The sequence below is a fragment of the Pseudomonas sp. P108 genome, assembly GCF_032613195.1.
Taxonomy (GTDB): domain Bacteria; phylum Pseudomonadota; class Gammaproteobacteria; order Pseudomonadales; family Pseudomonadaceae; genus Aquipseudomonas.
In genome coordinates this window covers 166,925-186,672 of the sequence record NZ_CP126692.1, presented here as the reverse complement: position 1 = coordinate 186,672, position 19,748 = coordinate 166,925, and the positions used below count along the sequence as shown (strand labels likewise).

The 19,748-nt window shown below is 53.4% G+C and carries 24 protein-coding genes; 4 read left to right on the top strand and 20 right to left on the bottom strand.

The window, feature by feature from the left end; translation table 11 throughout:
* Positions 1 to 192: 192 nt before the first annotated feature.
* From QOM10_RS30680 to QOM10_RS30655, 6 genes are all read right to left on the bottom strand, one after another.
* Positions 193 to 1,008, bottom strand: coding sequence for a hypothetical protein (locus tag QOM10_RS30680; RefSeq protein WP_162893403.1), 816 nt, complete (start codon positions 1,006 to 1,008; stop codon positions 193 to 195).
* Positions 1,009 to 1,017: 9 nt separating this feature from the next.
* Positions 1,018 to 2,643, bottom strand: a complete 1,626-nt coding sequence (locus tag QOM10_RS30675) for a DUF4942 domain-containing protein (RefSeq protein ID WP_316918431.1) — start codon at positions 2,641 to 2,643, stop codon at positions 1,018 to 1,020.
* A 1,091-nt stretch (positions 2,644 to 3,734) separates the two neighbouring features.
* A complete protein-coding gene (locus tag QOM10_RS30670; protein ID WP_116892920.1) occupies positions 3,735 to 4,490 on the bottom strand; it encodes a hypothetical protein in 756 nt (251 codons plus the stop codon).
* 300 nt (positions 4,491 to 4,790) lie between these two features.
* Positions 4,791 to 5,390 carry a hypothetical protein gene (locus QOM10_RS30665; protein ID WP_101166207.1) on the bottom strand — a complete coding sequence of 200 codons (600 nt, stop codon included), beginning with the start codon at positions 5,388 to 5,390 and terminating at the stop codon, positions 4,791 to 4,793.
* 189 nt (positions 5,391 to 5,579) lie between these two features.
* Positions 5,580 to 6,656, bottom strand: a complete 1,077-nt coding sequence (locus QOM10_RS30660; RefSeq protein WP_316918430.1) for a hypothetical protein — start codon at positions 6,654 to 6,656, stop codon at positions 5,580 to 5,582.
* A gap of 117 nt (positions 6,657 to 6,773) precedes the next feature.
* On the bottom strand, positions 6,774 to 7,229 hold the full coding sequence (locus tag QOM10_RS30655) for a hypothetical protein (RefSeq protein WP_101166204.1): 456 nt from the start codon (positions 7,227 to 7,229) through the stop codon (positions 6,774 to 6,776).
* 245 nt (positions 7,230 to 7,474) lie between these two features.
* Here QOM10_RS30655 and QOM10_RS30650 point away from each other — a divergent pair, with 245 nt between their 5' ends.
* Both QOM10_RS30650 and QOM10_RS30645 read left to right on the top strand, forming a co-directional pair.
* On the top strand, positions 7,475 to 7,840 hold the full coding sequence (locus QOM10_RS30650; RefSeq protein WP_101166200.1) for a hypothetical protein: 366 nt from the start codon (positions 7,475 to 7,477) through the stop codon (positions 7,838 to 7,840).
* Positions 7,841 to 8,375: 535 nt separating this feature from the next.
* Positions 8,376 to 8,753, top strand: a complete 378-nt coding sequence (locus tag QOM10_RS30645) for a hypothetical protein (protein ID WP_101166197.1) — start codon at positions 8,376 to 8,378, stop codon at positions 8,751 to 8,753.
* Positions 8,754 to 9,016: 263 nt separating this feature from the next.
* Here the strand turns inward: QOM10_RS30645 and yejK are convergent, their stop codons facing one another.
* The 3 genes from yejK to QOM10_RS30630 form a co-directional block, all read right to left on the bottom strand.
* Positions 9,017 to 10,024 (bottom strand): nucleoid-associated protein YejK, encoded by a 1,008-nt coding sequence (gene yejK, locus QOM10_RS30640; RefSeq protein ID WP_316918429.1) that lies wholly within the window; start codon positions 10,022 to 10,024, stop codon positions 9,017 to 9,019.
* Positions 10,025 to 10,092: 68 nt separating this feature from the next.
* Positions 10,093 to 10,389 carry a YebG family protein gene (locus QOM10_RS30635; protein WP_057451217.1) on the bottom strand — a complete coding sequence of 99 codons (297 nt, stop codon included), beginning with the start codon at positions 10,387 to 10,389 and terminating at the stop codon, positions 10,093 to 10,095.
* 70 nt (positions 10,390 to 10,459) lie between these two features.
* Positions 10,460 to 11,077 carry a hypothetical protein gene (locus QOM10_RS30630; protein ID WP_101166193.1) on the bottom strand — a complete coding sequence of 206 codons (618 nt, stop codon included), beginning with the start codon at positions 11,075 to 11,077 and terminating at the stop codon, positions 10,460 to 10,462.
* Positions 11,078 to 11,273: 196 nt separating this feature from the next.
* On the opposite strand from QOM10_RS30630, the gene QOM10_RS30625 reads away from it, so the two are divergent.
* Complete coding sequence (locus QOM10_RS30625; RefSeq protein WP_057451219.1) at positions 11,274 to 11,810, top strand: DUF4262 domain-containing protein; 537 nt, start codon at positions 11,274 to 11,276, stop codon at positions 11,808 to 11,810.
* Positions 11,811 to 11,824: 14 nt separating this feature from the next.
* Positions 11,825 to 12,070 carry a hypothetical protein gene (locus QOM10_RS30620; protein WP_101166191.1) on the top strand — a complete coding sequence of 82 codons (246 nt, stop codon included), beginning with the start codon at positions 11,825 to 11,827 and terminating at the stop codon, positions 12,068 to 12,070.
* A 30-nt stretch (positions 12,071 to 12,100) separates the two neighbouring features.
* Here the strand turns inward: QOM10_RS30620 and QOM10_RS30615 are convergent, their stop codons facing one another.
* The 11 genes from QOM10_RS30615 to QOM10_RS30565 all read right to left on the bottom strand — a co-directional run bounded on the left by QOM10_RS30615 (position 12,101) and on the right by QOM10_RS30565 (position 19,502).
* The gene (locus QOM10_RS30615) at positions 12,101 to 12,376 is read right to left on the bottom strand and encodes a hypothetical protein (RefSeq protein WP_316918428.1); all 276 of its coding nucleotides are present in this window, start codon (positions 12,374 to 12,376) and stop codon (positions 12,101 to 12,103) included.
* Positions 12,377 to 12,403: 27 nt separating this feature from the next.
* Positions 12,404 to 12,925: a toxin-antitoxin system HicB family antitoxin gene (locus QOM10_RS30610; protein WP_101166187.1), complete on the bottom strand. Its 522-nt coding sequence runs from the start codon at positions 12,923 to 12,925 to the stop codon at positions 12,404 to 12,406.
* Between the two features lie 116 nt (positions 12,926 to 13,041).
* Complete coding sequence (locus tag QOM10_RS31445) at positions 13,042 to 13,344, bottom strand: Arc family DNA-binding protein (RefSeq protein WP_101166179.1); 303 nt, start codon at positions 13,342 to 13,344, stop codon at positions 13,042 to 13,044.
* A 241-nt stretch (positions 13,345 to 13,585) separates the two neighbouring features.
* The gene (locus QOM10_RS30600; RefSeq protein WP_101166177.1) at positions 13,586 to 14,707 is read right to left on the bottom strand and encodes a phosphoadenosine phosphosulfate reductase family protein; all 1,122 of its coding nucleotides are present in this window, start codon (positions 14,705 to 14,707) and stop codon (positions 13,586 to 13,588) included.
* Positions 14,708 to 15,364: 657 nt separating this feature from the next.
* Complete coding sequence (locus tag QOM10_RS30595) at positions 15,365 to 15,733, bottom strand: hypothetical protein (protein WP_101166176.1); 369 nt, start codon at positions 15,731 to 15,733, stop codon at positions 15,365 to 15,367.
* The gene (locus tag QOM10_RS30590; protein ID WP_057451226.1) at positions 15,720 to 16,145 is read right to left on the bottom strand and encodes a hypothetical protein; all 426 of its coding nucleotides are present in this window, start codon (positions 16,143 to 16,145) and stop codon (positions 15,720 to 15,722) included. The genes QOM10_RS30595 and QOM10_RS30590 overlap by 14 nt, the downstream gene beginning before the upstream one ends.
* A gap of 120 nt (positions 16,146 to 16,265) precedes the next feature.
* Positions 16,266 to 16,571, bottom strand: a complete 306-nt coding sequence (locus QOM10_RS30585; RefSeq protein ID WP_101166174.1) for a hypothetical protein — start codon at positions 16,569 to 16,571, stop codon at positions 16,266 to 16,268.
* A 52-nt stretch (positions 16,572 to 16,623) separates the two neighbouring features.
* Positions 16,624 to 17,364 (bottom strand): hypothetical protein, encoded by a 741-nt coding sequence (locus QOM10_RS30580; RefSeq protein WP_133125596.1) that lies wholly within the window; start codon positions 17,362 to 17,364, stop codon positions 16,624 to 16,626.
* Positions 17,365 to 17,473: 109 nt separating this feature from the next.
* A complete protein-coding gene (locus tag QOM10_RS30575; protein WP_101166170.1) occupies positions 17,474 to 17,956 on the bottom strand; it encodes a hypothetical protein in 483 nt (160 codons plus the stop codon).
* Between the two features lie 188 nt (positions 17,957 to 18,144).
* On the bottom strand, positions 18,145 to 19,050 hold the full coding sequence (locus QOM10_RS30570) for an SPFH domain-containing protein (protein WP_101166168.1): 906 nt from the start codon (positions 19,048 to 19,050) through the stop codon (positions 18,145 to 18,147).
* Positions 19,047 to 19,502, bottom strand: coding sequence for a hypothetical protein (locus QOM10_RS30565; protein ID WP_316918427.1), 456 nt, complete (start codon positions 19,500 to 19,502; stop codon positions 19,047 to 19,049). The genes QOM10_RS30570 and QOM10_RS30565 overlap by 4 nt, the downstream gene beginning before the upstream one ends.
* Positions 19,503 to 19,748 lie beyond the last annotated feature (246 nt).

Below are 19,748 nucleotides of genomic sequence, written 5' to 3'. Positions count from 1 at the left end.
CCGTTATCTCACGTACAGCGTCTATCACGGGGCTTTAAGCGGGGCGGGGCTCGCAGGAATGTATCAACAGCCTATAACCCCATAAGCTCTAACCCGAGGTTCTAACCCCTTTTTTGTAATAACCCTTACAAGTTTCAACCCTGGTTGAAACCCTTTATAAACTGGGCGTGAAAGAATTCTCGTGGGTGCGGTTTAAGGCCTGACGAGTCGCTTCGAAGCATCGGAGTTGAGGATCGCACCAGCGTACTCACGGAACGGATTTCCATAGGTGTGATCAGCAAACCCAGACGATTCCATCATTCCCATCCAGCCAGCGACCACTTCGGGGTTAGCCCCATAAAGACCCACCTTAACGTTGCCGGCTGCATTTACTCGGGTAGTAAGGATTGGCAATCGTGCAACAGCAGCAGCGTCTCTAAGCTCAGGTGTCGAATCAAAACTCGCGTCTACGATTTGAATCCCACCAAAACTCAACCTTGGCAGGGCCTCTAATCGCTCGACGGCTCTGTTGATCATCCTTTTCAGATACCAAGGCTGGATTTGAGCCATAGCCGAGCGAGCTACAATGCGCCAACTCATCAACTCGCTCGGATCAATCCCTGGGCACTCCCCACGCATCGCTGCTGAAAGGCAGTGATCGCTGGCTGCAACTAGACGGTGCTCAGGCCGACAAACCCCAAGAATCTTGGCTACTTGTCCAATGGAAGATCCTTCCCAGTATTCACTAGGGCTTGCTTCGTAGCCTGGGTCACCTGGGTTGTGATGATCAACGATCAAATCTCTGTCCTGACTGTATCGATCTGAACGGCACTCAACCCAAATGATCTGCCGGCATTGATCTATCGGCTTCGATAACTCGTCTGCTCTGTAAGCATTACCACTGGTACAGCGTCGCCCGAGGCGATTGGCTACCACAACTCGCTCGCCAGCCTTGGCCAACATAAACCTAATGGCGCGCATTTCTGGATCGTATGAGCCGAGCGCCCACACCGGATTTTTGGATGCCATAGGTATGTCTCAGATTCGGGATGCAGTGAGGATTACGACACGCACGGAGGTTCCTTCGAACTGGTCAACGTAAGCTTCCGACCAGTCGTGTGAAAAACCTTCGAGCGGCTGAGTACCAGTCATTGACGCAGGTAGGATTGCGACCAGACGACCGTCCTCTGCTAAAAGCGATGCTGCTGCAATAATGTGAGCAAGTGCCCGACCCTTGCTGAATGGAGGGTTCATCAAAATTCCATCGAACCGCTGGTCACTATTGCGCTTCGCCCACTCCAGAAAATCAGCCTTTACGGTGTTATACCCTTTCGCTTCAAGTACCTTCGCCCTGACCTGGGCCAGCTCGATGCACGTAGTCGTAGCCATCGGCAGGTGACAGGCGAGGTCGCCAAGACCTGCCGAAGGTTCGCAGTAACGTTTGCCTGCTTCTACGCAGAGCCGTTGCGCTGCATCCTTACTTATCCGTGATTTGGTAGGGTAGAACTGGTAGCTCGCTTGCTCTGGAACCACGCCGCCAAAGATCAGTTGCTCGATTACTGGCCGAGGCTCGTAGTCGAATCTCACCCATGCCATGGACTTGTCACGGTTAAAGCTGACCTCTGCACCAATGTCCTCAAGAACCTGAACGGCTTTCGAAATCGAGCTTTGGGATTTCGAATACAAGTTGAGGCTGTTGAATGAGTCGCGAAATTCGATAGCCGAAAGCATGTCTATGACTTCCATGGGCAAGCGCTCTACCTTCAAGTCGAAACTGCCGACACGCGGCTTCTTTGGGGGCGTTCTGAAGCGAGACGGGATCGCCATAGGGTAGAGGTGAGCCAAGATCGCGTTCAGCTCCACAGCTACCTCTGGAGCAACCTCAAAGTGGACTGTGCCGACCTTGTGAACTACGGCTGTGAACGCGCCACCATCAATTGGCACTTTTTTACCAATGAAACCTTTATACAAACGATCAAGGATCTGGCGAGTCCCATACTCCTGCGGTTCACCGCGACCAGTGAGTCTGCCAACCACGCCCCGTAGGTCACTGATCACAGCAACCATGCTGCTATCGGCATAACCGTCCCTATTGAAAACGCCAGCCAAAATCATCTTCTTGGAGAAACCAGCCGGCGAGTTGGTTACATACTGTTTGCTGAGAGACTGGAAAATTCCATCGACGCGCTCAGCGAAGAAGGTCTTCCGTTGTTGGAGCAAGTCATGCAACGTGGGCCGCACCGTGCTTTCATCAAAAGGAGGGCATTCAATGCCGCTGAATTGCAGCCGGGCCTTCTCGCGTTTGGCCGCAGGCATGACCTCAAAAACCTTCGCCTCCCTGAGCAAACGGTTCCAGAATTCGATTCGTAAGCACGCAACGGCTGCGTTGGCATCTGTAGGAATACTAGGCGTGTAATCATTGCCGTAGACCAATCGCATCCCATCAATGAAGTAGCTCATCACTCCTTGTCGCTGTGCGTCATCGATCAGCGCCTTGGCCGCATGGATTGCTTGTTCCCGCTGACGAAACTGCCCCAGGAGCTGATCGATCATGTCGAAATGAGTAATGCCGCTGGCCGCAATGTTGAAATCTCCTTCGAGAACTGATGCCTCGACAATGGTGGACGGCGCAAGGGTAAACAATTCTTTCTGAAAAGCGGTCACGGCCTTAAGCCTCCTGATTTGATGGAGCAATCATCAGGCGGTAAAGCTCGTGTCAGCGCAGCGCATGGATGTACGTAACGAATTCGTCGCGGCACAACATGGGATTTGGAAGAAAAAGTCGGCGTAGGAATTCCCGCGCATGCGCGGGAAAAAGCTCTGGAAGGGGAGTGATATCAGAGTGTTAGCTGATGTACCAAGCTGTAGTCTGGAACCGAATCAATTCGAGTGCAGCCAGACTAGACAGCTGAACGTCACCAACCGACTTGGTGACTTGAAATTTTCGACCACTTTGTGAAGTCGTCATGCTGCTGCATTCTCTGCACAACCCCACAGATGAGGTTGATTGTGATCCTACAGCCTCTGAAATTAGTTTTGCCACTGTGCGACCCAGCTTAGCCTTCGTGAGAGCTAAGCCTGGGGAATGAGGCTCCCCGTTCTGGTAAAACGTTGCATGTTGTACCTCATGCATGATTGCTCCGCATCGAGGACAACTGTGTTCATCTGCTATGAAGGTTACGTCAACCAGTTGCCCAGCAGCAAAACCTACAGATTTGAGTCTTTGATCAGCAGCTGCTCTAGCCAGCTCTGAAATACCTACTTGGTCTCGATGCTGTGCGCTAGTACCTTGCTTATTCAGGATAGAAACCTGGAAGTCGCTGTCGCTCTTCGAAAGAGCAGCGCAGAGCATGTGTTTAGTGGAAGGGATTCCGTTTCCACAAAAAAACCACACGGTCTCAAATCCTAAGCTCCGCAGGTCATCGTTAGCCTGGAAAAATGGCATCGCAGACTGGATAGGGCCTTTGACCAGCAAAAAGGCTACCTTGCGGAGTCCATCACTGGTAGCGCACTGGACAGATGCTTGCGGTGGGAGAGATACGTCGCATCGGATGGAGCGCCAGAGTGGTGGCAATCCCATAAGAATTTGTTGCTTCAAACCTTCCATGTAATCTACAACTCCGATAACGAGGCGATGAGTTAACCTGCCTCGTTCTGCGTTAGCCATTCAACCGAAGTCGTTGTACTTGCTTAGAGTCGTGGCGCTGGAAGGGGGGCTGTGGTCTGCACCCAGGCACCAGATCGAGCTTGACCACTCAGCTCCAGGCGAACTGAGGTTCAAGACTCATTACCGGCTGCATGAAATGTGACAGCCTTTCAGTAACGACATCAAAAGGCTTTTCTGGACGGCCCAAGAGTGTTGAATGCAGCCCATCTTGCTTATAGATCACCCCTGCGACGTTGACACAATCTGGGGCCAGTCCGTGAACAGCCATGGGCTTAAGAGTGCCTTCGTCCACCAAAATTGGACAATGATCGATCACGTCTTTAGTCCCTATATTCAAGGGGCGTTTCTCGTCGTAACAATCGATGCCAAACCACTGGCCAGAGCACTTGGTCAGAACGAAAAAGGGTTCGCTGTATTGTCTATTTTCGTAGGGTTTCTTGATGAAAACCTTAACGTCACCCGCAAATACATTGGCTTTGAACAGTCTTACCGCTTCTAGGTACGTTCTGTTGAGGTCTCTCCACCGACTGTTTCTGCTTTCCACAAGGGCGAGAAGTCGATCTGGGCATTGCAGATACTCCCGGCAGACAGCTGATAGCGTAACTTCCTCAGTAATTTCGAGGCGTGCCCTGTCGAATCGATAATGGCAAAGGTAGCTATCGAAAATTGATTCCAGAACCACAAAGCCCCATTGGACGTCCTTTCCAAAGCCATCCACTCTTTTGATGGCTCTAACGGTTACGTGTGAAAGGCCACGTTGCTCCTGCCATGCCTCAGCGACTTTCTGACCTTGGCGTTTGACGGTAAGTAGGTCGGACGCTTGAGCAGTAGAGTAAATGCGCATGGAAGGCTCCTAAAAATGAGGCAGCCATAATCTGATGGTTCATGCGGTGTCACCCAAGCTTGCGTGAATATGCTCAGCTCCAAGAATAGGAACTGTTGAGCACCGTTCGTACAGGCAGGCGATGGTGGGAAAGCAAAGGCCGCTGAGAGCGGCCTTTGACGGACAAAGCAGGGGGGGTGTCCAGAAGCTGGGCCAAAGTCTGCATTCGGCTCCAGTCCAGGCACCATATCCTCACGGCGGATTCGGAGGTGCGTGTTCAGTCGAGTTTGATCAAATACACGTCAAAATAATCGCGTCTATTCAGCTTTGTTTCGGTTCCTGGGTCAGGGTGTAAAGGCGCGGATCGCTCGATAGTTCTTTAAACCACGCAGAGATTGCCCTGTTGGTGATTTGCTCATAATGATTCACCTCTATCAGCAGTGCGAAAAACAAGACCTCCGGGAATGTAGGTCGGGTTTCGAGCACACGCCAATTGACACGGTTTCGCACCATGTCTTCGATCAGCTCTTCAATTTCACGGTAGTAGGCAAGAAGCGGCGCAGGGTCTAGCGTTGTGGTGTATTTGGGCCACAGCGTGTTGAGCTTTCTCAGGACTCTGTGCAGAAGAGTACGGGCGTACAGGCGCAAAGCGGCGTCAGCCGGATACATTCCATCGGGGCTACGGTCATTCAGGTATTCAATCATGGGGTACAGCTCATGACTGTACGCTTCGCTGGTGTAGATGGCGGGTGTGAGGACAACCTCTCCGATTCCCGCGTTCGATTTCAGCTGAATCAACTCTGCTTCCGCGCTTGGTTCAGCTACATCAGCCTCTCTGAGTTCCCAGTCCATGACTCGGAGTGACCCGCGCAGAAAGCGGCTTTTGATGCAGCCTTTCCTGTAAAAAATCGTAAGCAGCATTGATGACCTCGTTGCAAATCAAACTTGGGCAGAATTATGACCTTGTTGGCAAGGAAAAACATGGTGTCTTGACCAATTCGCCATTTCCCATTCTTGGAATCCAGCCGCATCTAGCCAATCACTCAAGCTCATTCTGGCCAGCATAACGACGCCGTAGCTCAGCTCACCAATGAAATGTACCGCTTGTCGTCACTTGGTCGGACAAGATTCAAACGTTTCGGCTAACGACTTGGCCTGACCGTCGATAACCAACGATCTGGAATACTCGCCAGGGCCTCGGTCGTAGCTCAGGCTGTAACCGACGCGATCTGCGTGAGCAATTGCTTTAATGGTTTCGCGTGTGACGCCGGCTTGGAACGTAATAAATCCAGATTGTTTGTCGTAGCTGGCCGTAGCTTCGGTGACGGGATACCGATCATTGTCCACTGTGACATTGTGGGTGTCGTAGTTGAGCAAGGTAGCAGGCGGGAACCATGGTTTGAATTTGGCGGACAGCGACGGCTTGCCTTCTCGACACGCAAAGGTAATTCCCATGCCGCCAGTTGAGGTCTCGCCTAGCCCAACGAGACTGCCATCGGGCGCGACGTTCCATGTTGTGAATTCACCACCGGTACTCAGATTCCAGTCGTAACTGGCATGCTTCCCAACAGCCTGAATACGGTCAGCCGGCGTAGCCATTATCAGAGTAAAGAATTCATCACTCACCCCCATCGCCTTGATGTACTCACGTAGATCGCGCCCAGCAGTAAAAAGGAGTTTGCTGTCTGTCGCCCATCGGCCCTGTTTTGCCAGATAGAATCGATGTACACCCAGGTGGCCAGTGTTGGTGTCCAAAAGTCGAAACTTGCCGCCAATAAATGCAATCGGACACGCACTCTCACACACACCACGGGCTACCTGATTTTGGTTTTCCGTGAGCTTTCCGATTTGGGTGGCGAAACCGTGATCGCGTATCAGCTGCCCCAACTCTTGGGCGGCTACAAGGTCTCCCCCCGCTGAATTGAAAACCACCATACCGTATTGGGTAGTCTCCGGTTTCATTGCTTCGGAGACAGAATCCACAGTCGCTTTATGGATGTATCCATCAACGAAGATTTGCTTGAACCCACCCTGGTTGAATGTTTTGACACGAGCTGGTGTAAGTCGAGGGTCATCAGAAGAAACAAAAGTAGATGGGGTCGCATGGGATATCGATATCGATCCGCTAAGAATCGCAGCTGCCGAGGTGAGGGCTAATCGATAGGATAGCGAGCGTTTTGCTTTCATGTTCATGCCTAAGTTGGAGTGAGCACATGGAAGCAAAGAGCGGGGACATTTGTCAGGCGAATGTGGTGCAGTTGAGCGAAACGCCTCACCCCCCATAATGGGAAGTGAGGCAGCACCCTATGAAGTGCGGATGGTTTGTGCCGGGATTACGCGCTTAACCAGCATCTGGGCACCACTCATCAGTCCAAAAGGTTCTAGGCCGAGGCCGGCAAGCTTCTGGTTGTCCATCAGCACCGCCACGATCCCTTTCTCACTTTCAGGTTTCAGCACCTGGATTGTTCCGATCAGTGCGATTTGGTATTCGGGATAATTCTGCATATCGGTGGCCAGGGCGCACCCTATACGGCCACTAGCCCAATCCAACTCGGCATGCTCGTAAGGATTATCCGGGCTGCTGTCGAAGTAGCGGTCGCCCTTGAAAATATGAATGCGGCCCGCAGGTAATTCTTCGTATGGCCGAGGCTCAGGGCCTTGACCAATCGACTTCACTCCGCTGTAGGTCTTGTACATCAAATTGCCCAGGATAGGGGCGAGCACGATCACGATAAAAGCAAACCCAAACAATCCAACCATCACTTCCTCCTTGCCCAAATCCTATGCTGGGCTGTCTGGCTTTTCACTACTTCTTGCCGTGATTATAACGAGCAGCGCCATTGCCTCCAGCAAGTGGATGAAAATTCCCGCGCATGCGCGGAAATCAGGCTCATCCCCTCCCCATAGCCAATCCTTGGAGTTCGCGAACTCACACTGCTCAAGCTGACACAGCTTCCCTCGATCTATGATTGGCTCAACCATCATCGAACCCAAGGGGGCCAGCAATGACAGAACCTACAGAAATCATTCGAAGCTCTTTCACCTTGTCTGGTGTTCGGATCTTTCTGGTTTACGACAACTCGCGCCGCTTGTTCAAGCTGGCAACCCGTTGGTACTGGCTCTGTTCGTTTGATTCAGTTTGGGATGGCTGTGATGCTTTTGAAGCCTTGGAGTTGCTTGATGGCGATGACCGCGTATTGGGAGCTTTCATTAAGCGTGAAATTAAGCGTGTACCCAGATATCGCTTCGCCAACCCAAATTCGATGGGCCGGATCAGCTACCTAACACGTAGCGTCGAGCGTCGGATGCAGGGCCTCAAACCTCAGCGTTGCGGCTCTAAGGGTGCTGTTGAAAGATGGATTGCGTCATGAACTCCACCTGCTTCACTGAACGCCCCCGCAGGTGCTGAGCAACTACCTCAAGTTGAAGTGAGTCACCGCAGGCTTTCTTGTACCTTGGCGTGCTGCACCCACCCCCAGCCGTTCCGGGAACTTGAATGCACAAGACTCATCAAGCATCGCCCTCAGTTCAGACGCCAGTCTCCCTCGCTCCACTCGCTTGTATTTCGCCTCTTGAAGGAGCCGAGACAAGAGTTTGCGTAGTAGCGCTTCTCATCGGTGGTGGGGCTTACAGCGTGGGGGCGTCATTGATGCCGCTTGCAGGCACCCTGGGCGCCATGTTGATCTTGATCAGTGGGGCAATCATTACCGAAAGACTCACACGTCCTCTGGTCTTATTATTGTTGGGGTGGGGGGTTTACCGGTCGCTGTGTCGTCTTGGTGGCAAACAACTCGCTGGCCAAGTAGCACGACACTATGCCGCAGGAGGTAGTCTGAACTCTGCTCAACTCACGCTGATGCTCCACGCTCAGAACCGAAAAAGCTATACCGGTGAAGGCCGCGAACAATGACTTTCCGCTACTTCATTTTTGCCTGCGTTGCTCTCACGGTAGCTGGGTGCAATTCTGAATCCAAAGCACTTCCTCAGCCGGCGATGGCCATCGCCCCTGGTTACATCAAGCTGGACTCAGGAAAACTCATTCAGGTGATCGGGTATGAACATTGTCCGAGTGAAGGCTACATACTGATTGGGCGAAACGGGACAGGCTCCAGAGAAAAGCATTGCACTCTGGTAGGCAAGGGCTCAGCTGAGTTTGATATATCGGTAGGGACAACGATTGGCATGGTAGTGGAACGCTGGCGAGTCATTGCTGACTCGCGTTCGATCAGACTGACGAGGCCTGATGGGGATGGCGCTACGGTATTCGTTGTTAAAACAAAGTAGTCACTGCCTTACATTTTGTTTGAAGGCTGTAGTGAGCACTTTGTAGAGCAGTACGCATGCTTTCCCGAGAAAACCCATCCTTCGGCCTTGGCATCTTTTTTCATCTGGCGAACAGGAATCTGGCGAGCGGCCCAGCACCCGGCAGCAGTTGCTTTGCAAGTTGCACAAACCAGCTCAATCCAGAACAGGGTGCCCACCGGATCGACTGATCCGGTAGTCGTGGCTTGGGAAGAATTAATGGGGTTCTCTGTAAGCGACAACAGTCACACGTCCTGCCGTTTGAGTTGATCTTTGAGCTGAGAGGGTAAGTCTTTGATGACAAGCGTACCGTTTTCAGCGTCGAACTCCACCTTCGAGCCAAGCAGGTGCGCCTCGAAACTGATGGAAAGCCCCTCAGCACGCCCCGTAAATCGCCGGAACTGATTGATGGTTTTCTTATCCGCTGGGATTTCAGGAGAAAGACCATAGTCCTTGTTGCGGATGTGATCGTAAAACGCCCGAGGCCGATCTTCATCGATCAATTCCGAAAGCTGCTCCAGGCTGATCGGTTCACCCAGTTTGCTCTGTGCCGATGCGTAATTGACAAGAGTCGAAGTCTTGACGCGTGCGCTTTCTTCGGGAAGGTCTTCCTGCTCTACGAAATCGGTGAAAGCTTTGAGCAAGGTTCGGGTTTCGCCCGGCCCATCTACCCCTTCCTGGCATCCGATGAAATCTCGGAAATAGTCAGAAACCTTTTTGCCGTTCTTGGTCTTCGTGTAGGAAATGTATTGCTTGGATTTGTCGTTGTTGCGCCACTCGCTAAGGTTGATCCTTGCAGCAAGGTGAATCTTGCTCAGATCGAGGTGGCGTGTAGCACTGATATCGAGACCTTCACCTACAGAAACGCCTTCGCTGTGTTGTAGCAAAGCGATGGTCAGATAGTCAGTCATGCCTTGGACGTAGTGGGTAAATAGTACATGCCCGCCAATTGAGAGATTGCTTTCCTCCATCAGCTTGGTCAAATGTTCGACCGACGTGTGCGTGAATGCCATGAACTCAACTTCACCGTCGAGGTATTTCTTCAACCACCCACTCAGAGGGTATGCACCAGACTCGCCATGGAAAAAGCCCCATCCCTTGCCTTGGCGTGCGTTGTAGCTGTCATTGAGGTCGGCCATAAGGTTGGACATTACCTCAGTTTCAGCGAGTTCCTTGTCGCTAATACGAAGTACAGCAGGGTTGCCGTCTGGCTTTTTGTCGATGTGGTGGACGATTGCGTGACGTATGGGCATTTGTATGTCGCCTTGTGAGCCTTGAATAAGAGAAGGGGGCAATGCCCCCCTCTGCGGTGTTTGAATTTTCAGCTGACCTTGGAAATTGGCACAACCGACCCCGGTGCATTTTCTGCCACCGGGATCAGATCCAGTATGGCCTCCGGGCTTTTCTTGAGAGCCGGCGCAAGCTTGTCTCGGCGTTCAGCGAGGAAGATACCCAGCGTCTCTGCGTCGTCTTCGCTCATGTTCGGCAAAACATGGCGGATCAGCGAAGCCAAGTTCTCAGCAACTTCCAACTTCCGGTCATGCTCATCTGCTTCGCTACGTGTCATGAAAATCACTTCCAGGTCTCGGGTACTGCGATATACGGATTCAACAGCCATTGCATGAAACTCCTATTGCTGACTTGGTGACTATAACGGCCCATTTTGGGCTCTACATGGGAGCCCTTCTTCATGCCTCCTTGGCGAGATTGCAGTGAGGGCAATGCCAGTAGATGCGACGTTTGAAATGCATTTTCGTACTGTATTTTCCTTTGCAGTCAGGGCACTCGCGCAGGATTGTGCTGCCGCCCGGATGAGAGAACGCCTTGAAGCCACGGCTCATCATCGCGGTCGATGCAGGGGTGATCACTGGGTCAGAAACTTGGGCAATGTCCGGTGCTTCAGAAATGCGTGCCGCCAGCGCTTGGCGAGCGACAATCAACTCGGCCTCTGTTAAACGGACTTCATCCCGCTTGTACGGTGCTGGATCAAAGGTGGCCTTAATCAGTGCTCTCAACTGAGCGTCATTTTCAGCGTAAAACTGAATTGGCTCACTGTTGGCCGACAGATAGGCCGAGGGATCGTCACCCTCACTGAAACCGCTCATGGTTGCCTTAACCAGCAGCAGAGACAGTTCACTAGGAGCCTGTTCTGCGATGTGCGAAAGGCGTAACTCCAACTCTCGCATTTCATGCGCCAATTCAAGGTGCTCATCGCTCCGGCGATGCTGGTGTTCGCACGCCAGGGCGAATGCAGTGTTGAAAAGCTTGGCGCTACGGGTAGTAGGTGCTGATGGTGATGTGGTCATCGGTAAGCTCCATGTGCATTTATATGGAGCCCATCATGCCGGCAGCTGGGCAGTGTCATCGCGGGGTGTGGCACGCGCTTGCACAATCGTCATAACCAAGGTTAGGAAGGGAGCACTGAGTAAGTGGTTCGAGTTCGAATGAAACCGGGGTGGGATGGTGGTTGAATGATGGCATCCGCAGTAAGGAACGTATGAAATGGCGCCGCCCCGCTCTAAAGCTCAGATTCAAGAACTGATCAGCGATTGCGAGAACTATCGAGAAGACTTGCAGTACATCCAAGCCACTCTTGATGAGCGCAACGTGTTCATAGGTCAGCTCACGTCCGAGCAGTCCGGCCAGACCGAGGCAGCGTTTTGCGTCACTGTGGGCATGTTCATGCATGACTTGCCAGAGCTGGTGATGTGCGGCGTACCTGTCCCGCTGGTGAAAAAAATCGTCGAGGAAATGTGTGAGGGTCACGACTTTGATCGGGAGTTCTTAGCTGGCGGGCGTTCTAAAGTTATCGTCGGTCTGACGGCGCTTGCGCTGCCAATCGAGTCCCCTGAGACCTTCGATGTTTTCACCTTCTGCAACGATGCATACACCATGCTCGGTCGCGGCCCGGTGCGAGCCGTCCAGTTGGTGTTTGCTGATGAGGCAGGTGCGTTCCCCTGGAACCGCGATTACTGCGATCAGGAGCGTCAGTTCCAGCCGGTACTCGGCATGAGCGGCGCCAATGCGCTTGCAAACTGAATAGGTGACCAAAAATGAACGTCAAGCAAATCGAAAATTGGATGATGGTGCCAACAACCGGAAACACCATTTCATTGTTTGGGGATGTTGGCGGAACACGTATTCAGACCTCGCCAATAAAATTTGGGAAGCCGGGCGAGGTTCAGACGCAGAACTCGGTTTATAAACTGGGTGAGAAATCACCCGGCTTGTGGGAACTAAAACTTGCAATTCTGCGGCGCTCGCAGATGGATGAACTCATAGATGCGGGCGCTCTGTAGGCAGGATGACCTTCCCTGAGCAGGTGAGATTCAACGCTGTAGCAACTCTTTGAAAGACTCTTGCTGACTTGGTTTGCATGGTGAGAACTGCAAAAACACTCCTTTTTGATGACGCAACTCGTCGAACCTGCCAATGGTGTCTCGATAGTAAACGCGTCGAGCACCCAGGCCTCCACAGCGCGAATTCAAATGCGATATCACCTCTGCCGCGCTGTTAGTGATTGATGGCAAGTCCAAAACGTCATCGTCGGTGATGAGAATCATCATGTCATTTTGCACTTGAACGGTGTACTGGGCCATGCGCATTGATTAAACCTTCGAAATGGGATGGGCTCAGCAAGCCTCTTGGAACCCAAAGTAATTAGCTGTTGCGAAGTAGCCGGGCCTGTTCGGGCGCAAACCTTTCTGGAAGTCGAGGTGGATCGCTTTGGCGCACTCTGCAATTTGATAGCTGTAGGTAACCCACCAATGAACGACAGTCTTCAAAAATGAGTTGAGAGATACAGGCCCGACATGGAGCTTGTGCTTTTCCCAGGCAGAGCGCAGGTCAGACTCCACGGAGTCCTTGAAGCGCACTGTAGTTTTGCAGCGTTCACTCTCACCATCCCCTGCAAGTAGGTGCGAAGGGACGGATTCTCGAATCATGTTGATGGTTTCGACGCTTGCTGATGCAAGCAGACGATCTTTGATGACCACGAGCGCATCACGCTCATAAAGCCACTTGGAAACTGCGGTGCAAATCTCACCGTTGACACTGCGATTGGCTGTATCTGCAAGCTCAGCAATTGCAGCGTGAAGGGAAGGGTTGACTCTGAAAACGAAACGATCGGTTTGCTTCCCGTCTTGTTCTGACATTAAAAAACCTGGAGCTGGTGGCTGCGGATGCGATCACTATAGGGAAGGCTGTGGGAAGCTTGCCACCGAACTCGATCTAGATAGTCAATTTAGACTTGGCGCACCTCTTGAGTTGGCTACCGCTTCCCTTTACCGGATAGCTGATCCTCCAGCTGCGATTTGAGATTGGCGATTTCTTCGCGCTCGGCAGCAATTTCTTTCCTCTCCTGCTCAAGCGAAGTTCTCAACAGGCGCACCCCATCCAGCAGGCAATTCAATTCTTCAAGACCGTCCAGCCACGCCGTCAGCCCTTGGATGATCGCGCTGTTCATGCTGGTGTGTAGTTTTTTTGCGATTTCAGTGATGCGTTCGCGCATCGTGTCAGGCATGCGGACGACAAACTTGTCAGCATCACGGGATATAGCAGCTTGCTTGGTCATTGCGGGATTCCTCGTTCAATACTACCGAGGATAACGAGGCGAAATTTGATATCCCCTCGGAGTGAGCTTCCGATTCAAAAGTCCTCATTTCCTAATCTCGGGCATGGGCTTTTGCTGTTCCGTAAACTCCACCGTTGGTTGCACTGATAGACCACTGCAAGCTGAGTGGAAGTGAAGTCATGCGAAGGCGAACGCTTACGAGAATTCCCGCGCATGCGCGGGAATCCGGGTTGGATCGGGCTCAGACTGAGCCACATCCTTCTTTGGCAAAAGCGCCAGCAGGCAATTTCCATGTCGCTCCAGCTGGAGTCAGGATTGGCAGCGTGTATTCCTTCTGATCGGCCTGGGAGAGTGCTTCGAGGTCGGTGATGTTGAACGCCTCAGCTGTCGCCGAGAGGTCGAGGACGTTGATACGCTGCCGGCTGATGGTGCAACCGAACTCATCCTCGTATTGAGCAATTGGTCGGGCACGGTGTGGGAAGTATTTGCGAATGGTCGCCCATACAGCTGGTGAGTTGTAAATGCACGTCATACAGCTGCTTCGCCCCCAACCAAGTTTGTACGGAATTGGGGCTTCGACACGGTGCTTCTCCAACAAAGCCCATACCATTTCTTCGCTGTAGTGCAGCACCGGGCGCCAAGCATCAACATGACGGCCCAGCCTTCCAGCACGACGATCAACCGAATGTGGCTCCAGCTGGTTGTACCGGGAACGGTTTGAACTCTCGCCCCGGCGCTCCCCAGTGACAAACAGTGTCTTGGAGCCTAGGAAGCGATCTTGGTTGGTCAAGGCACGGCGACCCACGTCAATCTTTGCGGCAGAGCTGCACCAGCGGGTCGCGAGGTTTGCACTCTGCTGCGGAAAGCGGCGGCGCGTTCCCGGTTGAGTACGTGCGGTGTCTCGCTCCAGTGTGATGACGCCACTTGGGGTTTCTACAATATGGGGCTGGGAGTAGGAGTTGTGCTTGAGCATTTCCCCCTCAATGCCACCTTGCAGCCATGAAAAGTAGAGGGGGAGGTTATAAGCTTCGGCGAACTTCTCCAGGTAGCTGTCCATGAAGGCCCAGTCCATGAGGGTGCTGCCCTCATCGCCATCCACCGCGTGGTGCCACAGTTCAACTCGGCTCATATCTGCCCCTTGTTCAATCAGCGCGAGCAGACAGGCGATACTGTCCTTGCCGCCAGATGCGCACACAACGATGCGGTCATACACGCCCAGGTCGATTGTGGGCGCATCGAAATAGGTGCCAAATGCGAGCGCTACAGGCTCAGGCTCGAAGCCCAAGAGGCTCATTTGTCGGCCTAGGGCGGGGATAACCACAGCATCGTCGAAGTGGTTTGCGAAGTTGGCTTTGGCGTTCATGGGCATACCTAGTTAGGCGTTTATTTGATATGCCTATCGTCTCGCTGGGTTGCCCGTGTCACCGCCAGCTTTGCAAACTCGTCAACTCCCAAGCTCGGCTCTCAGATCCGCCGCATGGGCCATGAGTTGATCGAACGGTTTCATTCAAGTTGTGAAGAGGATCACCCGAGGATCAGGGCAAATACTTCCAGGTGCTGCGCCTCAATGTCTGGACTACTAGCCAATCAGCACACTGGCCTCGCGGTGAGCGTCGAGTAGCCTTAGATTCCCTCCTGGACTGACTCCAAGAGGGTTCAATGTGCGATTTGACTGTATCGGCGCTGAACGCACTCCTGAGTGTCGGCGTCCTGCGAACAGGAGGCGGTTAGTCGCCGGGGCAACTGCAACCTTTACGGCGGTTCATAACAGCTACGGTAGCAGCCGCGCCTATGGCCGTGCCTAGGGCGAGGCAAACGGCGCCGACAATCAAGATGCCGCCAAGGTCGAGCGAGGGTAGTGAAAGTGTCATGAAAGCGGTGTCCAGAGGTTTGGTGAGGGAGGCTTACCGTGAATCAATAAGTCCCGTGTCAGAGACCGTTTCCGCAAAGATGCTAAGCCCGCACTTTGGGAGCCGAGCATACCGGTGGGGTATATCGCCTTCGACTCAACTCGAAGTCTTTACTCGCAGCCTCTGGAGACTTGTTCTCCAAGCCATGCGGCAATACGGCACCGTTCGTCTGCTGTTGCACGCCATTGGAAGCTCAGCACGTCATCAACTCCACGGAGCAGCGCTTCACGCTTCGTTTCGGCAAACTTGCCCCATTTAGGCAATGCCTTTGCGGTTTGCGCAGAACCGTTCCTGGAGCTGAGGCTTGAGTACCACATCCATTTCCCAGCATGCGGCGCCAGCTCGATTGAAACGAGTGGCAACTCGCAGACGGCGCCACCGGCCCACTTGTGAGGGCGCATCAACTCAAGGGTTTCTTTGCAATTGGTGAGCGGGGGTGCGGTAAAGAACAAGCTGAACTGAATCTCATGGCTGATCACTACGCGGCTCCTTGGCAGTGGTTATTGGGCGAATAATGGTCGCTGAGCGGGCGCCCTCTCGGCCCTTGGCCAAGGCGCGCTCATGGTGTTCTGCGAGTTCTGACTCGCTCCACTCCACCATCCCATCCAGCTCAACTTCATCAATCGGTGCTATGCAACCGCATACTCCGCTCCCAGTGACGAATTCGGCCTCTTCGGGGAGGCAGTACCGAAGCTTGATTCTCCGCATGCCTATCGGCACTTTTGCCGCTTCTTCTGCTTCCCATTCTGCAAAAAGGTCGCTGAGCCACGGGTCTACTTGGGGCTCTGCCGATACCTCACACAGGAAGCTGTTTAGGCGGTAGTTGCTGCCTTGATAAGCAAAGCGGGCTCCTGCTTTGAGGTCGCCCTTACGGGATTTTGTGAAAAGCATATCTCTGCTTCCTAGTTGGACGACTTCAATCGTCCACCGGAATGTGATGTGTCATCGCCGGTCGGCGCCGGAGGCTGGTCACCAAACTTTGGAATTGGGAATAGCCGCGGCGCAGCGCACTCAAGCCAGCTCCAGGATTTTCCCTTGGTAAAGAGCGAACTTTGCGAGTACGGCGCCACCGCCCGAGGTACGCATGATCACCCACGGCTCTGCGCCTGGACGGCCAATGACGGTTCCCCTCGTCTGCATAGCGAGGTATTTGGCGCGGACAGTATGGGCGTCAGCAAACCCTCCCAGACCGACTTCAATACGGACGTTATCGAATCGGTAGCTTTTCCCTCGCAGGGCGATATCGGCTCCGTTTGCTTCGATATAGCTTTGGAGCTGACATTTTGGGTCTGCTGAGGAATCTGTGGCGGCGGGCATGGTACTACCTCTATTTGCAGTGCCCCGCCCGCTCTAGGCGGGGCACTACTGTTTAAAAATCCCAGCAGCGATGCATCAGCACTTGGCCATCGAGCGCTAAGCGCCCCTTGCTGTCGATGTGGGTTTGGTCGATAGGAGTAAGACTGCCGTCGCTCTGTTTGTGGAGCACCAATGACTCGCGTTCACTCAGCCGTAGTGTCCAACGGTCGTTCAAGTCGGTGCCGTGGCAGAACAACCCGTCACGGTGCTTCCCGCTTTTCAGCGCCTCGATCAGTTCCTGCTCACTTAACGGCAGGACAGGGGGAAGATCAACGATTTCGTAGTTCATGAGCATGTACAGATTGGCAACGCGCCTTGGCAGGTATCCCAGCTCAGTTGGTACGTCCCAGCCTTCCCACCACGCGGAATCGTCGGCTTCAACCATTTCTTGCCAGCTAAAACCTTCGACCCCTGAGTCGGTAGAAAGCACGTTTAAATCCCAGCAATCCAGTACCCGGCCATCTTCAACAGCGACAGGGTAGTAACCGTAAACGTCGCAGTAGTTGACGCCGGGTACAGAAGCCACGAGCCCCTTAGTTGGGCGGCTGGCGAGCTTGGCATGAATGAATCCATAGAAGGCTTTGCGGCAGAGTTGGCCATCGGCTAACTCCCACGCGGGAACACTGAGAACGTCGATCAGGTCGCCGTCCTCTTCGTCCTCGTCTGGCCGCTTGACCATCACGGCCTCGATACCCTCAGCCGCGAGCTTCTGGAGGACTTCGCTGATGACTTCGCTTTCGGTCATGTGTTTCATGGCTGCACCTATTGATTTGTGATGCAGCTATGATCAGCTCATAACTCTCGTGTCATCGTTGATCAGAACAACTCCCCGAATCCTTTTCCAGGATTCGAAGAAAGCCGGATCAGGAAGCGCGATATCGCGGCAGCGAAACAGGCTTGGCCATGAACAGCGATGCAAGAAAGCCGACACGCTGGCCCACCATTTCCGAGAAGGGAATCGGCCACCCTTCACACCATGCAGTCGAATCCTTCATCAGGTCAGCCCAGCTGAACGAAGCGCCGGCTTCGCCCGGCCAATACTCAACATCGGCACCATCGCCCGATGGCATGAACGTGTCTGGGTGGTAGCAGAAGACGCCCCCCTGATCGCCTGTAATTGGGTTTGTGAGTTGCAGCCCGTCACCGTCATGATCTTCCAGCAGCTCACTGACAAGACGGTAAACGGCACACTGGCTCAGCTCTTCATTCAATTCCAAGGCAGGAACCTGTAGCACGACTTCTCCGTCGGTCGATTCGTTGCAAACAATGGTGGCTTGAATGTCACGCTCGGCAAGCTTCTTCACGCAGAAGGAAGCCATATGCAACGCAGGGTTCTTGGTGGTCATGGGGCAGACTCCACTTGATTGATGCAGCTATGTTCGCATCGGGAGTTGCTGTGTCATCGAGACCAACGGCGAATGCTCGACTCCCAAAATCCGGGAGCAGGTTGGTTGGCAATGGAGCGGCTGAATGGGTGCTGTCGTGGCGGAGGGGAGGGGAGTGGCCGGCTCTCATCTGAGCGCCGGCTAATGGATCAGGCTTTCGAAGCAGCTCCTTTAAGCAGCGAGGCGACGCCGGCCATGAAATCGTTTGGCAACGCCACGATTTTCGAGTTGCCCGACTCTGCAAGCCGGCTGTACGACTCGATGAATTTCTCACCAAGCATGTACTGCGCAGCTTCCGGGTTGTCCTTCAATGCCTTGCCGACTTTCTCGACTGCTTCCGCAGTGGCCTGGGCCAATTCCACCTGTGCAGCAGCATCGGACTTGGCGGCATCGAGTCGGCCTTTTGCGTCCTGGTCGGCGGAGTAACGCTGAGCATCCGCATGAAGAGTTACTGCCGTTTTCTCGCCCTCGGCGCGGGTAACAGCAGCCTTCCGTTCACGTTCTGCGGCGGCTTGTGCCTCCATGGCCTTCAACATGCTGTCGCTCGGGGTGATTTCCTGAATCTCGACGCTGCGAAGCAGGATGCCCCAGTCTTCCAACTCTGTGCGGATGGATTCCTGAATGTTGACCTTGATCTCATCGCGACTCGTCAAAGCCTCATCGAGACTCAAGGAGCCCAGCTTCGAGCGCAAGGCTGCGGCTGCAAGCAGCACAGTTGAGCGCTCGTAGTTATCTACCCCGAAGATCGCCTTGTCGGGCTCAGTAACACGAATCACGATCAACGCGTCAGCGAGAACGACAGCATTGTCCTTGCTAATGGCGTCCACCTTGCCCAATGCGAGGATAATGTCCTTGCTGGAAGTCGTTGCCACCACGCGATCAACGAACGGAATAATGAAGTTCAGCCCTGAACGCAGGGTGCGATGGTATTTCCCGATTCGCGCCACGATCAAGGCGTCGGTCTGGTCTACGATCCGAACGGCCATCGAGATACAAAGGACTGCCAGAAAGAGCATGACGAGTGGTACAACAGGTACAGAATCCAAGAAATTCATTTTACAGCTACCCCTTCTATTTCGACTGTCACAGTCGAGTCGTCGTTGACCTTCATGACCCGCGCACGGCGCTGATTCAAGAGAGGCTCAGTTTGTTTTACTTTCCAAAGTTCATGCCCACCGATGGGCTTTGAGAAGGTGATCACCGCATAGGTAATCCCATCCCTGACGGCTACGCCTGTCACGAAACCGTAAGCACCAATCACATCGCCGGCTGGTACGCCTGCCACTCTGGGAAACCGCCGCGCTACGACCGCTTGGGCAACGGCAGCCCCAACGCCGAAGATCACCAACCCCCAGTCTGGGACGGGCCAGAAGTAGCACGCTAGCGACATGAGCAAAGCGGCAATCCCCAGCACCAGAAGCTTGAAGGTAAAAGAGAAAATCTCGACGACAACGAGTGTCAGGCCGAGAGCCAACAGCAGTAAGCTGTGCCAATTCAAGTCGGTCATTCTTCTATCCTTTTTAATCCTCGCTCGATGTTATGGAAATGATGAAACGCGTGCATTCCAACCCCATGCAGTTACAAGCATCTGCTGGGGTATTTGAATCGTCGCAGGGGTGGACGTGTGTCACACCGAACTTGAGAAGAATGCTCAATTCCTAGAAATGGAACCCTTGAGCTAAATGCACTGACATCAGAAGATGGGATTTCAGGCGACCTGTATCATGGGCTGATTGAGCAATATCAACAGGAT

Coding starts and splice junctions, on each gene's coding strand:
- QOM10_RS30680 (WP_162893403.1), bottom strand. CDS start 1,008: ATGGCATCCAAAAATCCGGTGTGGGCGCTCGGCTCATACGATCCAGAA.
- QOM10_RS30670 (WP_116892920.1), bottom strand. CDS start 4,490: ATGCGCATTTACTCTACTGCTCAAGCGTCCGACCTACTTACCGTCAAA.
- QOM10_RS30665 (WP_101166207.1), bottom strand. CDS start 5,390: ATGCTGCTTACGATTTTTTACAGGAAAGGCTGCATCAAAAGCCGCTTT.
- QOM10_RS30660 (WP_316918430.1), bottom strand. CDS start 6,656: ATGAAAGCAAAACGCTCGCTATCCTATCGATTAGCCCTCACCTCGGCA.
- QOM10_RS30655 (WP_101166204.1), bottom strand. CDS start 7,229: ATGGTTGGATTGTTTGGGTTTGCTTTTATCGTGATCGTGCTCGCCCCT.
- QOM10_RS30650 (WP_101166200.1), top strand. CDS start 7,475: ATGACAGAACCTACAGAAATCATTCGAAGCTCTTTCACCTTGTCTGGT.
- QOM10_RS30645 (WP_101166197.1), top strand. CDS start 8,376: ATGACTTTCCGCTACTTCATTTTTGCCTGCGTTGCTCTCACGGTAGCT.
- yejK (WP_316918429.1), bottom strand. CDS start 10,024: ATGCCCATACGTCACGCAATCGTCCACCACATCGACAAAAAGCCAGAC.
- QOM10_RS30635 (WP_057451217.1), bottom strand. CDS start 10,389: ATGGCTGTTGAATCCGTATATCGCAGTACCCGAGACCTGGAAGTGATT.
- QOM10_RS30630 (WP_101166193.1), bottom strand. CDS start 11,077: ATGACCACATCACCATCAGCACCTACTACCCGTAGCGCCAAGCTTTTC.
- QOM10_RS30625 (WP_057451219.1), top strand. CDS start 11,274: ATGGCGCCGCCCCGCTCTAAAGCTCAGATTCAAGAACTGATCAGCGAT.
- QOM10_RS30620 (WP_101166191.1), top strand. CDS start 11,825: ATGAACGTCAAGCAAATCGAAAATTGGATGATGGTGCCAACAACCGGA.
- QOM10_RS30615 (WP_316918428.1), bottom strand. CDS start 12,376: ATGCGCATGGCCCAGTACACCGTTCAAGTGCAAAATGACATGATGATT.
- QOM10_RS30610 (WP_101166187.1), bottom strand. CDS start 12,925: ATGTCAGAACAAGACGGGAAGCAAACCGATCGTTTCGTTTTCAGAGTC.
- QOM10_RS31445 (WP_101166179.1), bottom strand. CDS start 13,344: ATGACCAAGCAAGCTGCTATATCCCGTGATGCTGACAAGTTTGTCGTC.
- QOM10_RS30600 (WP_101166177.1), bottom strand. CDS start 14,707: ATGAACGCCAAAGCCAACTTCGCAAACCACTTCGACGATGCTGTGGTT.
- QOM10_RS30590 (WP_057451226.1), bottom strand. CDS start 16,145: ATGCTTTTCACAAAATCCCGTAAGGGCGACCTCAAAGCAGGAGCCCGC.
- QOM10_RS30585 (WP_101166174.1), bottom strand. CDS start 16,571: ATGCCCGCCGCCACAGATTCCTCAGCAGACCCAAAATGTCAGCTCCAA.
- QOM10_RS30580 (WP_133125596.1), bottom strand. CDS start 17,364: ATGAAACACATGACCGAAAGCGAAGTCATCAGCGAAGTCCTCCAGAAG.
- QOM10_RS30575 (WP_101166170.1), bottom strand. CDS start 17,956: ATGACCACCAAGAACCCTGCGTTGCATATGGCTTCCTTCTGCGTGAAG.
- QOM10_RS30570 (WP_101166168.1), bottom strand. CDS start 19,050: ATGAATTTCTTGGATTCTGTACCTGTTGTACCACTCGTCATGCTCTTT.
- QOM10_RS30565 (WP_316918427.1), bottom strand. CDS start 19,502: ATGACCGACTTGAATTGGCACAGCTTACTGCTGTTGGCTCTCGGCCTG.